Source organism: Siphonobacter curvatus (genome assembly GCF_002943425.1).
Classification (GTDB): domain Bacteria; phylum Bacteroidota; class Bacteroidia; order Cytophagales; family Spirosomataceae; genus Siphonobacter; species Siphonobacter curvatus.
This window is the reverse complement of sequence record NZ_PTRA01000002.1, coordinates 389054-404554: the sequence shown is the minus strand read 5'-3', so window position 1 is coordinate 404554 and position 15501 is coordinate 389054. Positions and strand designations below refer to the sequence as shown.

The following is a 15501-nucleotide window of genomic DNA, read 5'->3' as shown; positions in this document are numbered from 1 at the left end:
TTTCATCAGGTCGGAAAAAAAACGTGGAAGGTTGCCCCTTGTCCGGGTTCACTTTCGGCAGTAATGGCTCCCTGATGATTTTCCATGACTCGCTGACAAATGGCCAGTCCAATGCCCGTTCCCTTGTACTGCTGTCGGGTATGCAGTCGCTGAAAAACTTCGAACAAACGCTCAGCGTACTGCGGTTCAAAACCAATACCCTGGTCGGCTACGCTGATGCGATAATACCGCGGAGCCTTCAACACGGTTTGGAGTTCAGGGGGTAAATCAGCGGATGTAATCAGCTGCGAGTACACGTGAATACGCGGCATCTCTCCGGCTTTGACAAACTTCAAGGCATTGGACAATAGGTTCTGGAACAATTGCCGAAGCTGACTCTCATCCCCGAGTAAAGCCGGTAACGGATCAATCTGTAAGTCCGCTTTCGTTTCTTGGAGGCGTATTTCCAGTGACTCCAGTACGCGGGCCAGTACTCGCTGTAACGATACAATCATTTTTTCATCCTGATCAACGGCCAGTCGTGAAAAGGCCAGTAGGTCCTGAATCAGGGTGGACATTTGTTCGCCCGATTTAGTGATTTTTGACAGGATGGTCAGACCCTGTTCATCAAGTCGGTCCGCGTATTTCTTTTCAATGAGTGTACTGAAGGCCTGAATTTTTCGCAACGGTTCCTGTAAATCGTGACTGGCTACGTACGCAAACTGCTTTAAACGATCATTGGAAAGATGCAGTAGTCGATTCAACTGCGTCATTTCCTCCAGATGCGTCGATAAGATTTCATTGCTTTTCACCACTTCCTCGCTACTGGCCTGCAATTCTTCATTCATGGCAGCTAATTCCTCGGTGCGTTTTTGGACTTCGTTTTCCAGCGTGGTTTGTAACTCCCGTTCGAGGGTAATGTCACGGGCTGTACCTAAAAAAAGATGGGCCTCGCCTTTTGCATTCCTGTAGTGCTGACCGATAACTTGAATGGCCAAGGGCTGACTCGTCTCAGCGTTCAGGATTCGATACTCGGCCTCAAACCGTCCGTTGGATTCCGGGCTTAAGGACTGTTCCCATAACCGGGTGAGATGACCCCGATCATCGGGATGTACCATGGACCAGGCTTCTTCCAGGGAAATTTCCGTATGAGATAGACCAAACTTACGGGCGTATTTCTCAGAGGTGTACATCTGACCATTCGTAAGATCAATAGTCCACGTAGTCAATTCCGCCAGTTCAATGGCATCCCGCAAAGCCGCTTCACTTTCTTCGAGTGCCTGGCGGCTAACAACCGTTGGCGTAACATCCTGGATGATACCCGAAATCGAAATGGGTTTCCCTTTTTCCGTCAGGACCTGCCCCATGGAATGCAAATAACGCAAGTGGCCATTCTGGCGACTGATGACCCGGTAGGTGACATCGTGATAACCACCCTGCTTACCCGCGATGGAATCTTCAATGGCCTGGATCGTCCTTGCACGATCTTGCTCATGGATGAGCTGAAAAACTTCGTCGAGTAGGTATGTCTGGCTAGGCAGCTCAAACCAATCCACAATGGGTTGGGAATGAATCGATAGGCGACTGACTAAGTCTACCTTGAAGCTACCTAGGTTTCCAATGGTCAGGGCCAGCTCTAGATCACGGCTTTTATTCAATAGTTCCTGCTGGGCCTGAACCTGCGAAGTGACGTCCTGACAAAAGACAATCACACCCGTAATCGTACCGTCCTGCTCGCGATATGGCTGATAAATCAGATTTAGAAAGCCCTGCATGCTCCCGCTTTCAACCTGAATCTGATACGGTTGCTCGTAGAGATACAAGGGGTCGCCGGATTGCATAACCCCCTGTATTATAGTCTGAAAAGGGTCAGCCGCTTCGGGAATAATCTCAAATAAAGGATGATGCAGAAGCTCCTCAACCGTACGGTTCACCAATCGGGCGTAGGCTTCATTGACAATCGCTACCTGCAGCGACTCCCCGATTAGAACAATGATACCCGCCGTAGCCTGGCGAATCAGATTTTGAAAACGTTGCTCAGAAACGGCAAGTTGCTGAACCGTCAGCACTTTCTGTGTAGTCTCCGTGCACGCCACAAATACGCCTCGTATAAACCCCTTTTCGTCTTTAACGGGACTGTAGCTGTAGGTCCAGTAAACGGGTTCCATTTTTCCGTTCCGATAGATGGGTAGAAGCTGATCTTCCTCCCAGGTTGCCTCGCCACCCGCCATGATGGCATTGAGCCGGGGACGATTAAACGCCCACACTTCCGGCCAAATGTCTTCGCCCCGGCTGCCCAGTACCGCTGGGTGTTTACCCGTAATGCCCAAACTGGGGCGGTAGGCATCGTTGTAAAAACAGATATAGTCGGGTCCCCAGTAAAGAAACATGGGAAACTTGGAGTTCAGTAAAATACCCAGACTGATACACAAGCTGGCTGGCCAGGTATCCGGGGTTCCAAGCGAGGTCTTCGACCAGTCGAACTGCCGGGTAAGTTGACCCATTTCTCCACCTCCTTGTAAAAAGGGAAACGAATCAGTGTAGACGCGGGGTAAGGTCATAATTACGAAAACAAGCAATGCCGTCGGAGTAGGAAGGGTGGGTGATTGGTAACCGAACGCTTTTCATCCAGATCCCACTTTTGAAAGCGAACAATTTTCCAAAAAAGATTTTTGCTGGTTTAAGTCAAGCGATAAAAAACTGTACAGGCGGGTGTTACTGCGTGAAAAGAGTGTATCCTTTTACGCATAACCCGGTCAGAACTGGGGAATAGAATAAACAATCAATAAGAATGTGGTAGAGAGCTACTGGAAACAGAAAAGGGAAACTCAGGAATTTTCTGAAAGAAACGCATCCTTCAAAAACCAAGTCGTTTGTTTAATGAATGGTAAAGTCTGGCAAAAAAAATCCGGACTAAGCTAATGAGTCCGGATTTTAGAAGTATTCTTATTTTAACTTTTTGGGTGAAACCTCGGCTAAAACCATTTGGGCGAGCGAATGAGCATATTCGTCAATGGGAATGGAGCCAATGTTTGCTTGCAGGGCGATGATCACTCCATCGTCAGGGAAATTAAGCAGGTACGAACGCGTTCCTTTTACGGTGCCACTGTGGCCATACCAGGTTCGATCCTTCACATCGTTGCCGATCTGCCAAATAAGTCCCTGCCAAACGGGAGGTGGGTTGTCGGTTTTTTTCGCCCCCCACTGCTTCTCCCGGATGTTAAAGTGTTTAAAGTACAATTTATCAAGGGTCGAATTTCTCAATAAGTGACCCTTGTTAAGAGCCTTTACCAAATACAGCATATCTTCCGGCGTGGAAACAATACCGCCTCCGGCGTATTTATAACTCACATCCTCATACGGAGCATTGATGAGCACGCCCTTTTCATCCCGAACGTAACCCTTCCCGCGATGAGCCACAATGCGGGAAGGAACATCGAAAGAAGTCGCCAGCATACCCGCGGGCTCCCAGATGTTCTTTTTCAGGTACGCTTCAAAGGGCATGCCGGATACTTTTTCGACAATACCATGCATGAGATTACTCGAAAAGGAGGAGTAATTATAGTAGTCTCCCGGCATAAACAGCAGTGGGTCATCGCGAAAAAGCTTGGTCGCCTCTTCAAAATCCTCGTAATGACGCATTCGTTTTACCCCCTGATCTTCGCTATCCCGCTGATTGTAGTGACGGATGCCCGAAGTATGCGTTAGTATATGCCGGATGGTAATGGGTTTTTCCTTGCGGGGAAAATAGGGAAGGTATTTCTGAATTTCATCGTCCAGCCTGAGCAGGCCCTGCTCTTCTAATTGCATGATCGCCAGAACGGCAACGGCTTTAGAAATCGAACCAATATTATGTACCGTTTTTCCCGTCTGCCGCACCTGATTGTCCAGGTCGGCAAAGCCTACCCCGCCCGAAAAAGCCATCCGGCCCTGAATCATCACGGCGGCAGATACCCCAGGAGCACCACTTTCATTCGCCACTCGTTGGAGAAAGTTACGAATACGAGCCGTTTCTTCCTGGGATTCGTTGGACGAACGTGTCCACTGAGCCGATGCGGGTACGCTGATCAGAAGACTGCAAAAACTCAACAGGAGAAAAGAATACATTTTAAACATCTGTCAGGTAGGATTAAGGCGTAAGTAAGGTCGTTCGATCGGCTACGTTTTTGATTTTTTCTTTGCTGAAATACACCGGGAAGTACTCCCCCCGATTCCATTTGTCGAACAAATCCCGGTAGTGCGGATCGTCCGGATTTTCGGATTGCCCCGGACTATTTACGCCCAGCGTCTTATCCCAGTTTTCAGTATCTACCAGAATTCGGAACGAAGCTCCGTGGGTCTGATTCAACGTATTGCCCGAATTGTTGATCGTTTCCGCATTGCCACCCCGGGCAATTGGACCCAGGTTGATTTTTTGTTGCATGGCGGGACTTACCCAGTCACTAAAGGCGTGCGTGATTGTAATGTGTTTGTTGTTTACCTGTCCGTAGTTCCAGTTTTTAGAATCTTTCCCCAGCCGTTTGGTTAATACCTTTAGGGCTTCCTGCAAGGCTGTAGTTAATACCTGATTCCGGGTTTCGAGGGGCGTAGAGCCAAAAACCTCCGGCGGTGGTGAGAGCAGATAGTCGATTAGAACCTTCGTAGAAAGCCGCCGAAAATGAGCCTGAGCGGCTTTGGGTACCGCTTTTTCGTACACGTAGTCCCGCAGTTGGTTTTCCCATTCGCCGTAGATGGCCGCTTCTATTGATTCCGGGTTCAACCGGAAATCCCAGTTTTGTAGCAGGCTTACGGCTTTCTGAACCGATTCTTCGTTCGAAGGAAGAGCAAATTTCAGTAGAGGTACCAGTGTGCGGGCCGGAATGGACAGAACGTCATTCTGTAACTGCGAAAAATCACTCAGATTGAAGCGTTTACTACTGCCCAGCACTTCTTCCAGCCGATCGGTTCGGTACGGAGTTGACCATTCCCAACCGAGGGCCGTACGGGGTTGGTAATCGGGCGAGGTAAGGTTACTATTGGCCGAGGCAATGAAGCCTTTGGCGGGGTCGCTCAGGTGCGGTAACTGCTGGATGGGCAGATAACCCGCCCATTCAAATCGTCCGTCGCCGGGGACGGGTACCAATCCGGACCAGTTGGGGCGAATGGGTGCTAACGTTGAAACCTGCCAGCCGATATGCCCTTTACGATCGGCCCAGATCATGTTGAGCGACGGAAGCCGGGCGAAGGAGCAAGCCTCGCGAAACTCGTCCCAGCTTTTCGACTGATTCATACGAAGACTTGCCAGATAAGGGGCACAACCCACGTCCATCCAGCCCGCTCGCACGGCGTAAGCTTTATTGGTTTTTGCGTCTTCGAACACCACCGGACCGTGACGGGTGTATTTCAACTGTACCACCTGCGGTTGCTGACCTTTAACGGGGATCGTATCCGTCACGATTTTCATCGCCACCCATTGCCCTTTGTATTGATATTGATTCGGGTTTTGCGGGTTGAGATCATACACGTACAGATCCTCGCAATCCGATCCCGAGATGGTCAGTCCCCAGGCTCCGTAGTCATTATGACCGATGGATACACCGGGTAATGTCGGTTCGCCGGCTCCTACGACATTCCAGCCCGGAGCGTTGAGGTGAATCCAGTACCGCAGGGAAGGCGTAGACTGTGTACGGTGTGGATCATTGGCTAACATCGGGAAATGACTTTGCGACTTTTCGCCGCTCAGCGTCCAATTGTTCGACCCCACGTATTCTTTTTCCGTTTCGTACCAGTCCAGAAAGTCAAAGGTCTTTCCTACATCAGAGCCCGGCTTTTTAAAGCGTAAGGGAGCCCGGAAGGCATTGTACAGGCCCAGAATATCCTGCATTAGGGCGGCACCGTCTACCCCCTTTTCCAGCGTAAGTTTCGGTTCGGACGCGGGCGTGCGTGTCGGGTGAAACCAGTTGAGCTCCCGGGTTTTTTCTTCCCCCATGACGTGAACCTGCCGCCCAAAACTCAACTCACTCGTCAGGTTGGCAATCAGGCCTTGATGGCGACTGATGACGACTTCCGGTGTCCAGAAGCCAGGTATGCTTTTCAGTAATTTAAACTCGAAGGAAAGCTTGCTCGTATCCTTCCGAACCTCGGCTACCCGGGCGTTTACACCCGCAGTGTAGGCGGTAATGATGAGTTTACCCCTGGGATGATAATGAGCGAATTCCTGGTCGAGGTTCTGACGAAATTTAAACAATCGCGTACCCAGATCCCGCTTCAACTCCGAAGGTCCCAGCCACTCGGCGACGGTACCCGTGGCCTGCCTCCGCCAAAGCTCCAGCTGAAACATGCGGTCCGTAGCGGCGACGTAGCCCTGAGCAAAAAAGAGATCATGCTCATTTTTAGCGTAAATGTGCGATACCCCCCATTGGTCCCGAATGATCTCCACGGGTTGTTGTAGACCGGGCATTTTCAGCGTCTGGGTTGCCGACTGGCCCATGGCCTGTAGCGTGCCGATTATCCAGATGACGCCCAATAGTAAACGTTTACAATGCATACGCAGGAAGGATTACAGCGGAAGAATAGAAGAGAGGCCGGGAATGCCCCTCTCTTCCAAATGGGTAATTTATTTAGTTTTCGGGAAATAACTGACCTCGATCAGTTCCTTTACGTTTTTGAATTTTTTGTTGGGTTTAAGGTACTGGGCCAGAAAGTCGTAAATCTTCATGCGACTTTCCTTGGCCCCGTAGGAATCGATGCGGTTGAAGGTATGTCCACCGGGAGCGTCTTTGTAGATTTCGTATTCGAATTTCTTCCCATCGGCTTTGAGGGCTTTGATCAGGTGCTCGACTTCCAGTACGTTCACGTCCTCATCGTTGGTATTGGTGTGAATCAGAAGCGGGGTTTGGAGTTTGTGCGTGTTCCAGGCGGGCGAGCGTTTGCGGTATTCTTCCACGTTTTCATCCGCTGATTTCCCTAAGTGAAAATCCGCTGAATAGGCATCCCGGTAGCCCTGACTTTTGTAACCCATCCGGGCAATCAGGTCACTTACGGGAACACCCGCGTAACCGACAGCATATTCTTTGGGGTAATTGAAGAGATTCAGTAAGGTAATCATTCCGCCGTGACTCCAGCCGAGGATGCCCACCCGACTTTTGTCAATAAAATCGTAGTTGTCGAGCATGTAGTCCCGGCAACTTTTGGTGTCATCCACTTCCAGTCCACCGTAATCAATCAATTCGTAAAAGCCTCGGCCGTAACCCGTACTACCCCGGTAATCGGGGGCAATGACTACGTATTCCTGAGCCGTTAATTCCTTGACAATATGGGCATACGCCGTGTTGAAATTGCTATGGACGCCGCCGTGCGGGAGCACCAGTAAGGGATACTTTTTGCTCGGATCGAGTTTCCTGGGAATAAAAACGTACGCCGAAAAGCGAACGGGATTTTTGGCTCCCTGTCCCGTGGGATTTTTAATGACAGCTGGCGGTGGGCCCGTAATGATTACCTTATCAACCATCGCTACATCGCCCACTTTCTGCTCCCAGCTGAGATCATCAATGCCTTTATCCAGAGCATCGAAGCTGTGCTGGAGATTGGATAATTGCTTTTGTAAAGCCGCAATCTGGGCTTCGGGGCTGGCGGGTGTTTTACTTTGGCCCAAGGCCAGGGAGCTGACTAAACAGGCCAGAGCGATTCCAGTAAATTTTTTCATCAATCGTAGAGAGTTGTTAAGTGGTTTTAAATAGTACCCAAGGGGTATGATATCAGCTGTCGAAACGCTTTTCTAGCTCTGATACAAAGATTTCCTGGGTTAGTAAAAACGATTTAGCCCGCTTAAGTGGGGCCTTGTAAATCCAATACGGCCCCTTACCTAAGGAGATTACAATAACACCGCGTAGGTATAGTTCCAAAAAAACTACGGCTTGCCCGGATCGTAGCCAGACAAGCCGCTTGTTTATTGATCGCCGGGGTGGTATTTCTTCTCCATATGTTTCAGGACATCTTCTTTGTAAAAGTAAATCTCCTTGTACGTTCCGTCGATATAGCCCCGAACCTGATCGGTATAATGGGGGGACTTCGGATCGCTGCTGGCCCCGCCCGTCAGAATCGTTTTGGCCCGTAGTCGATCCCCAAACTCAACGGCGGCGACAAACGTATTGCCCGTAACCCCGTAACGTTTGTGCGTTTGGGGTGCTTTGCGACTCACATAGGCATTGAGCGAACCCATGAATCCGGGCGTGGCGGGAACGGCCCAGCTTGGTTTTTGGTCACTCGGCTCGCCTTCGGTGCGTTGAAAACGATTTGCCGTACCCCAGGGTACTTCCCAGGAGCCGTAGTCCTTTTTCAACTCACTGACCACCTGAGCCAGTGCCAGTACCTGCTCTCTCGCGGAAAGAAATTCAGTAGTCAGGGCAGCCCCGTTAGTCAAAGAATACTGCTCCTCCGTCGTCAGGGGGCGGGGCAGTCGGGCCATGTCCAGCTGGATGATTTTTTCCAGCCAGTGCACCGTCAGGGTAGTTGCCACCGATTGCGTATCCGTCTTAAAGTTCCATTGTTTCAGTACCTCAATTGGACCTTTGACGATAATTTTCAGGGAATCTGAAGTCAGGGACTGGTAAGCGGCGATCAAACTGGGTACGTAACGCTCGCCGCTGGGCAAATAGGCATCGTAGGAGGCCCGAACGACATCATCCATCGTGGCTTCTTTGAGGGGTGTCAGTACTTTTACGGCGTGAACCGCCCGCGGGGTATGCCCATCGGGGTGCATGTAGGCGGGAAGTTTCAGAATCTCCTGCGATAATTCACCGGCTCCGTACAAGGGCGTCGAATTGCAGTTTTGCAGCCAGCCGTTGGCCGGGTTGAGGTAGTGAGGAATTTCCGAGAGTTCGTGCGTACCCTGCCATTCCGTAGCCGCCGTGGTACCATCTACCGGACGTTTCCAGTCGAGGAGCGGGTTCTTTCGGGGTACGAAGTTGCCGTGCCAATACGCAATGTTCCCGTCTTTATCGGCGTAGAGTACGTTACTTCCCACCATGGCCCGTTTATTCAGGGCTTCGGTAAATTCTCTTATGTTTTTCGCCTTCATCTTCAGCCAGTGCATGGCCAGCAGGTCGATGTTTGGTTCGTGCGTTTTCAGAGCAATCCAGCGGGTTGCTGTCGCGTAGACAATGGGGCCGTGGTGTGTCCGGTACGTGACCACTTTGCGGGTTGCTATCCCATCCGCTTTTTTGTAGCGAATTTCGTGAACGGTGCTGTCGACGTTTTTCCAGGTACCCTCGTAGCGGTACATGAGTCTTCCATTTTTCCGTTGCACTTCTTCGGCGTACAGATCTTTGGCATCGGAAAGCGAAACCGGATGCATCCAGCCGCAGTATTCATTAAAGCCCTGAAAAATGGGGAATTGGCCCAGGAAAGGAGCCCCGTACGAATTGAGCCCTTCCTCACTGACCACCTGTATCTCAATCCGACCGTAGTACTCAGAGTGGGGATTGATCAGTAGAATAGGCTTTTTATTTTTCGTTCGGGAAGGACCTAACACCCAGCCATTGGAGCCGTCGTTTTTGGGCGGTTCGGCCGTGAAACTCCGACCCGGAATGGTGTGCGTATCGTTCAGGTAAAACGCCTTGAAATCCGCTTCTGAAACATTACTGCCCCCCATGGCGGGTACGTTATTCATCAGATTCATCCAGGGTTCTACCCGGGTAATGAGTTTGGGCTTTACGGCGGGATGCGTGGCCAGGTAGTAGTTAATTCCGGCAGCGTGGGCATCGCAAAGCTTTCGTAACCACTCAGGCGATTGCTGATAGTAGGCTTTGGCCTGCGTCGAGTCAATAAACAGATTAGACCAAAGGTCGCGGAGTAGGGCCGCTTCGCCTTCTACTTCTGCCAGTCGCCCCGTTCGAGTGATGAGAGAATTTTCTACTTTATCGAAGAACTCTTCACACTGTACGTACATCATGCCAAATACGGCATCAGCGTCGGTCTTCGCGTACACGTGGGGCACCCCGTATGTATCCTTGATAATTTCGATGCGTTTGGCCTGCGTACGCATGGCCTTCACTTCTTGGGGCGAAAATGAGCTCTGAGCCAGGACCGGACTTATACACAGCCCCAGTCCAATCGAGAGAAGAGAAATCTTCGAAAGCATTTTTACAACCATTGGTTCAACAAAACAGACGGGTAAAATAAGATTACTAAGGCAAAAGCCCGGTTTTCTAACTTACTATTTTGTAATACTTCATATTATTGGAATATTCTATGGTCAATTAATTATATCAAATCAGTTTTTCAGGAAAAACAAACGACGGATGAGCTGTTTTTCAAGTGGCTCATCCGTCGTCAATTCCTACTGATAAATGGAAATGGCATCGAACAGACTTGGGGCGGGCGAAGGGCTATTCGCATTGGAATTAAGCTCGTTCTGGGAATAGATAAACCGACCGGGCAACTGGCTGCCGATATTCGGTTTAAGTTTAATACCCACCGATTCCTTCCGCGTGCGACGTTCGTCGTTCCAGCCGATGTGCTGACCGTAGAAAGAAACGTAACGTTCTTCCAGAATTTCACGAAGCAGAGCATTTTCCGCCGTTAATCCATCCGTATTTTCCATACCTCCCGGAGCAAAATCTGCTGTAACGTACGGATCATATCGGTAGGTGCCGGCTACTTTGTACGTGGCGTGCAGGTACCCGCCACTATTGAGAAAATTGCGATACGCATTCAGATGCCCTAAAGCAACCTCAAAGCCTTTGCCCGAACGTAAGGCCATTTCGGCCAGCGTCAAAATGTTTTCCTGATAGGTGACTAATGGAAAACTGGCATCACGGGCAAAAAAGCCGCGGGCGGAGGCTGTCGTCAAGGTATTCGGTTCAATAATACCCGGAGCATTGACCCCGTTCTCCAGATAGTAAAACCGGAAACGGGCAGTCTCGTTGGTTTTGGCATTCCCCCGATACGTAGCCGTCTTGGCGGGATTCAATAGATTCGCGTTATACGCCGTTTCTGCTGTAATACTGCCTGCCCGAATGTTGGTCATGAAGCTATAATTCGCGTTTTCATTCACACTGGCAGTTGTTCCGTGCAGTCCGTACATGGAATTGCTAAACCCATTCACCCCAGAAGTAGCTGCCGTATAGGCTTCAGCGTATTGCTTCAAATCTAGATGTAAACGAGCCTTGAGGGTGTAGGCTACCTGTTTCCACTTTGTCAGATCACCTCCAAAGAAAATATCGCGGGTGCCAACCGTTCCAATGCCCGATTCTACGTCCGCAATGCCTTCATTGAGCAGTGTGATGAGTTTTGGAATCAATTCCTGTTGGCTCTCGAATTTCGGATTTTTGTATTCCGCACTATTACTGGCCTCCGAAAAGGGAGCATCCCCCCAAAGCTCCGTAGCCGTACCAATGTTCTGTGCCTGAATGATTTTGGTGATCCCCGCCATAACCCGGTTGCCCAGTGCGTTGGCTTTATTGATGGTAATAACTGCATTTTTATTGACGCCCGTGTAGAAGAGGTTCCAGTCATCATCAAAATTGCTGGCCGTAATCTGGTATTGACCGAAGGTACCAAATTGCTGAAAAGCTCCGGTCCCGTAACCGCTCCAGACAATCGTCAGGCGGCTGGCCATGCCTTCCTGAGCCGCCATGTGAGCAATCTGAGTACCGGTAAAAACGAATTCAGCCGAGGCATCGGTGGGGTTATTTAAATCCTGGTTCATGTCCGAAACCAGTGACTCGCAGGAAAGCAACGTCAGACTCAGCAGACCTGTCCAAAGCGATTTATAGCGAACGTTCATGGGGCTCTTAGATTAGTAATTAATTCGCAGACTGAACACGAGTGATTTCGTACTGGGGTTGTTAAAGTAATCGACCCCCCGGGCGTTTCCGACACCAGACACATTCGTTTCAGGATCGATGCCAACCACCTTCGTCCATAAGACCGGATTTCGGGCAGTAACGGCGAAGTTGATGGACTCGAGTTTGGTTTTTTTGCGGAAACCGGAAGAACTTAACTGATACCCCAGCGTAATCTCCCGAATACGGGTCCAGCTTCCATCGCGGACGAATTGTTCGGCCAACTGGCCCGAATGCCCACCAATGGTCGTGTAGAAAGACTGGTCGAGCAGCACTGGCCCGGCCCCATAATCGGCCACATTCCCCCGAAGCGTTGTTCCGGCCGGGTATAGAGTTCCGGCATAGTTATACATATCCTGGCTAAGCGTGACTTCTTTTCCTACGTCGGCATACGTACCGAAGTTGAGTAGCGTGGCACGGGTGCCTTCGTAGAAGTCGCCTCCCTGGAATGTTTCGAAAAGTACATGGAGGGAAAGATTTTTATAGGATAGGTTCGTTCCGAAGCCACCCCGCCAGTCGGGATTCGGATCGCCTACGATGCCTAAAACTGTACCTAATTTAGGAAAGCCGCGTTCGGTCAAATCCAAAGCTCCCGTAGCGGTGCGTTGGTAGACGCCGCCGTAAAAGGACGACAACGCATGGCCCACGTTGGCTACGGTACTCAGGGCACCACCCGTAAAGGTCACGTTTTCGGTACCCCCCAGATCCGTTACCCGGTTTCGGTTTCGGCTCCAGTTAGCAAAAATGTTCCAGCGAAAGTCTTTCTTCTGTAAAAGATTCAGGTTGAAATCCACTTCCATCCCTTTGTTTTCCATGCTTCCTGCGTTGGTATAACGCTGACTGTACCCCGTTGAACCCGCTGAGGAAACCTGCAGCAGAAGGTCATGAATTTCGTTTTGATAGTACGTATATCCCAGACTTAGGCGGTTTTTGAAAAAACGTAGATCTGTACCGATTTCCCATTCCGACTTGCGTTCGGGTTTTAGGTTGGGATCCCCCTGAATTGAACTTTCCACGAAAGCACCGCCACCATAACCCGAACCCGTCAGGTTCGTAGCCCAACTGCCAAAGGAGGCATTGATGTAAGGAGTTGTATTGCGGTACGGGTCGGGCTGAATACCCACAATACCATAGGAAGCCCGTACTTTGCCAAACGACAATACACTGCCCTGAAATACCGGTAACTGACTGAACTGCCAGGCTATATCCGTCGACGGATAGTAAAAGGTGGATTTGGACTGCGTGCCAAACGTCGAACCGGATTCACTCGCTACGGAACCGTTTACGAATACTTGGTTGTAAAAACCGAAATTAACCGTGGAATACAAGCGAGCCGTCCGACGGTGCGTTTCACTGTTGTAGGGATAATTATTGGCGGCCGTGGAGTTAGCAAAATTCATTGGAGCTTCTTCCAAGATGAAATTATTCATCAATCCTCCCAGGCTATTATACTTGCGGTCATTGATGTTAAACCCGACGACTAGCGTTCCATTTACTTTTTCACTAAAATCGTGACTGGCCCGGCCAATGACGTCCATATTCAACTCCGTTTCTTTCATAATCTGCTGTTCGTACTGACCAGCTCCGGCGTTGACGACGGAATTAACGGGATGGTTCGTAACCCGGCGATCATTGTAAGTATCGATACCCCCGCGACCCGTTAAGCTGAACCAACTCGTAGGGGTAATCACCACTTCCGAATTCATAATCAGGCGATCTACTTCGCTCAAGTTCGTCAACTCATGAATCGACCACAGCGGATCATTGTAGCTGGGGTTGGCTGATGCACCGAGGTAATTGCGGTACGAGCGTTGGCGGTTGGGAATAGCGGAAGCCGTGGGCGAAGCATAATAACTTCCTTTCCAGTAGCGACTGTCAAAATCGGGGGCAGACCGCAGCATTCCAATGTACAGACCACTGGTATTATCACCCTTCTGAATGCGGTTGGAAACCGTCCGGACGAAGTTTGCATTAGCCGAAGCCCGGATCACATCATTGAACTGCCGGGTGGTATTGAAGCGAACGGAATTGCGTTTGTAATCGCTCTGACCCGCAAAAATGCCTTTCTGATTCAGGTTACCTAAGCTTAGGTAAAAATTGCCTTTATCATTTCCGCCGCTGAGGCTGATGTTATTGTCGAAATAGGTGCCCGTCCGGAAGACGGCATCGCGGCGGGCATCGTTATAAATTTCCTGGGAATTTTTCTTAACAATGGGATAGAACGTTTTGCCGTTGTAAGCCTCGAAACGAGCCCCGTTCATGTTCAATTCATCGGCGGCACCCGAACGGCTGGAAATTTTATCCCCCCAGGAAAACTGTGTAGTAGGGCTGTAGACGCCATTGGAACCCTGCCCGTAGGTCGTCTGCAGGGGGTGAAGTACATTGACTTTATCAAAAGAAGCCGTCGAACTGTAACTAACGTTGAGTTTGTTATCATTGGCTCCCCGTTTAGTAGTAATCACGATTACGCCATTGGCCGCTCGTGAACCCCACAAACCCGCCGCCGAAGCTCCTTTCAGCACCTGCATGGAAGCAATGTCTTCCGGGTTGATGTCGTTCAGACGGGATTGCTGGGCCACCCCGCCCCGTGAATCCCCCTGTGTGGTGTTACTCATGGGCACGCCATCGATAATGATTAGGGGCTGATTGGAACCCGTAATGGTATTCTGCCCGCGAATCTGAATGTTGGAGCCCGCTCCGGGATCACCCGTCGATCGGTTGATCTGTACCCCAGCAGCTTTACCAGCTAAGCCGTTGATAACGCCAGTTTCGCCCGAACGTTTAATGTCTTCCGGTTTAATGGTCGAAAGCGTTGATCCTAGCCGATCCTTTTCTTCCTTAAAGCCCAGAGCCGTTACGACTATTTCGTTCAACTGACTATCCGAGGCCGACATCTTCACGTCAATAATGGTCCGTCCAGTCACGACCATCTCCTGCGTTTGATACCCTAAAAAGGAAAAAACCAGCGTGCTGGATTCATTCGGGACGCGAATGGTGTAATTTCCCGTAACATCGGTCGTTGTACCCGTGGTAGTTCCTTTGATCACAACGTTTACGCCGGGCAAGCCTTCCCCATTTTCATCACTCACTTTACCACGAATGGCAATGTCCATGAATTGAGCAGAAGAAGGGTCCGTTTTTTCTTTTTCCCGAGTGGGTGTAGGTACGGGAATTTCTTCGGAAGTTTCTTCCCGGTAGAGGATGTAGAAGTTCCTTTTCGCCTCCCGGTATTTCACCTGCTTGCCTTGCAGGAGTTCTTCGAGATCTTGCTCCAGCGAGAGACCTTTGGGCTTAAAGTTGGCGTTAATTTTCATTTCATTCAGGATTCCGGAACGAAAAGCAATAGAAACCTGATACTTTTTTTCCAACTCTTTGAGGTAGTCTTTTAGATAGATTTCTTTTTTCTGATGGGGATCGTTTGCATGCGTCCGGGCAGAGGCATACAAGGCAGGGGACACGTTCTGGGCCACGACCAGGGGACTTCCCAGGCTCCAGGATAACAGGAGAATCCGACGAACATTCGGGTAGTAAAAAGGCATCATGAAACAGGCTATGGATTTTACATGCGACTACATTCTGATGCAGGAAGTCGCGTTTGGGGTCTTACGATTTTCCTGACCAAAAATGACCTATTCGATCTTCATATTTCCGAAAATCGAGTACTGTACATGTTCCATTCGATGTAGCTGCGGCCTAA

At 50.0% G+C, this 15501-nt stretch carries 7 protein-coding genes; all 7 read right to left on the bottom strand.

Annotated elements, in window-relative coordinates:
- Positions 1 to 5: 5 nt before the first annotated feature.
- The gene (locus tag C5O19_RS16805) at positions 6 to 2540 is read right to left on the bottom strand and encodes a PAS domain-containing sensor histidine kinase (protein ID WP_104714555.1); all 2535 of its coding nucleotides are present in this window, start codon (positions 2538 to 2540) and stop codon (positions 6 to 8) included.
- 385 nt (positions 2541 to 2925) lie between these two features.
- The gene (locus tag C5O19_RS16800; protein ID WP_165796047.1) at positions 2926 to 4086 is read right to left on the bottom strand and encodes a serine hydrolase domain-containing protein; all 1161 of its coding nucleotides are present in this window, start codon (positions 4084 to 4086) and stop codon (positions 2926 to 2928) included.
- 22 nt (positions 4087 to 4108) lie between these two features.
- Positions 4109 to 6505 carry a penicillin acylase family protein gene (locus tag C5O19_RS16795; protein WP_317046499.1) on the bottom strand — a complete coding sequence of 799 codons (2397 nt, stop codon included), beginning with the start codon at positions 6503 to 6505 and terminating at the stop codon, positions 4109 to 4111.
- Between the two features lie 69 nt (positions 6506 to 6574).
- Complete coding sequence (locus C5O19_RS16790) at positions 6575 to 7663, bottom strand: alpha/beta hydrolase family protein (protein ID WP_104714553.1); 1089 nt, start codon at positions 7661 to 7663, stop codon at positions 6575 to 6577.
- A 243-nt stretch (positions 7664 to 7906) separates the two neighbouring features.
- On the bottom strand, positions 7907 to 10099 hold the full coding sequence (locus C5O19_RS16785) for a penicillin acylase family protein (protein WP_104714612.1): 2193 nt from the start codon (positions 10097 to 10099) through the stop codon (positions 7907 to 7909).
- A 198-nt stretch (positions 10100 to 10297) separates the two neighbouring features.
- The gene (locus C5O19_RS16780; RefSeq protein ID WP_104714552.1) at positions 10298 to 11746 is read right to left on the bottom strand and encodes a SusD/RagB family nutrient-binding outer membrane lipoprotein; all 1449 of its coding nucleotides are present in this window, start codon (positions 11744 to 11746) and stop codon (positions 10298 to 10300) included.
- 12 nt (positions 11747 to 11758) lie between these two features.
- Positions 11759 to 15346 carry a SusC/RagA family TonB-linked outer membrane protein gene (locus tag C5O19_RS16775; RefSeq protein ID WP_243406425.1) on the bottom strand — a complete coding sequence of 1196 codons (3588 nt, stop codon included), beginning with the start codon at positions 15344 to 15346 and terminating at the stop codon, positions 11759 to 11761.
- Positions 15347 to 15501 lie beyond the last annotated feature (155 nt).

What these genes read in the sequence shown, in the direction of transcription:
- C5O19_RS16805 (WP_104714555.1), bottom strand. Translation starts at nt 2,540, where the DNA reads ATGACCTTACCCCGCGTCTACACTGATTCGTTTCCCTTTTTACAAGGA.
- C5O19_RS16800 (WP_165796047.1), bottom strand. Translation starts at nt 4,086, where the DNA reads ATGTATTCTTTTCTCCTGTTGAGTTTTTGCAGTCTTCTGATCAGCGTA.
- C5O19_RS16795 (WP_317046499.1), bottom strand. Translation starts at nt 6,505, where the DNA reads ATGCATTGTAAACGTTTACTATTGGGCGTCATCTGGATAATCGGCACG.
- C5O19_RS16790 (WP_104714553.1), bottom strand. Translation starts at nt 7,663, where the DNA reads ATGAAAAAATTTACTGGAATCGCTCTGGCCTGTTTAGTCAGCTCCCTG.
- C5O19_RS16785 (WP_104714612.1), bottom strand. Translation starts at nt 10,099, where the DNA reads ATGCTTTCGAAGATTTCTCTTCTCTCGATTGGACTGGGGCTGTGTATA.
- C5O19_RS16780 (WP_104714552.1), bottom strand. Translation starts at nt 11,746, where the DNA reads ATGAACGTTCGCTATAAATCGCTTTGGACAGGTCTGCTGAGTCTGACG.
- C5O19_RS16775 (WP_243406425.1), bottom strand. Translation starts at nt 15,346, where the DNA reads ATGATGCCTTTTTACTACCCGAATGTTCGTCGGATTCTCCTGTTATCC.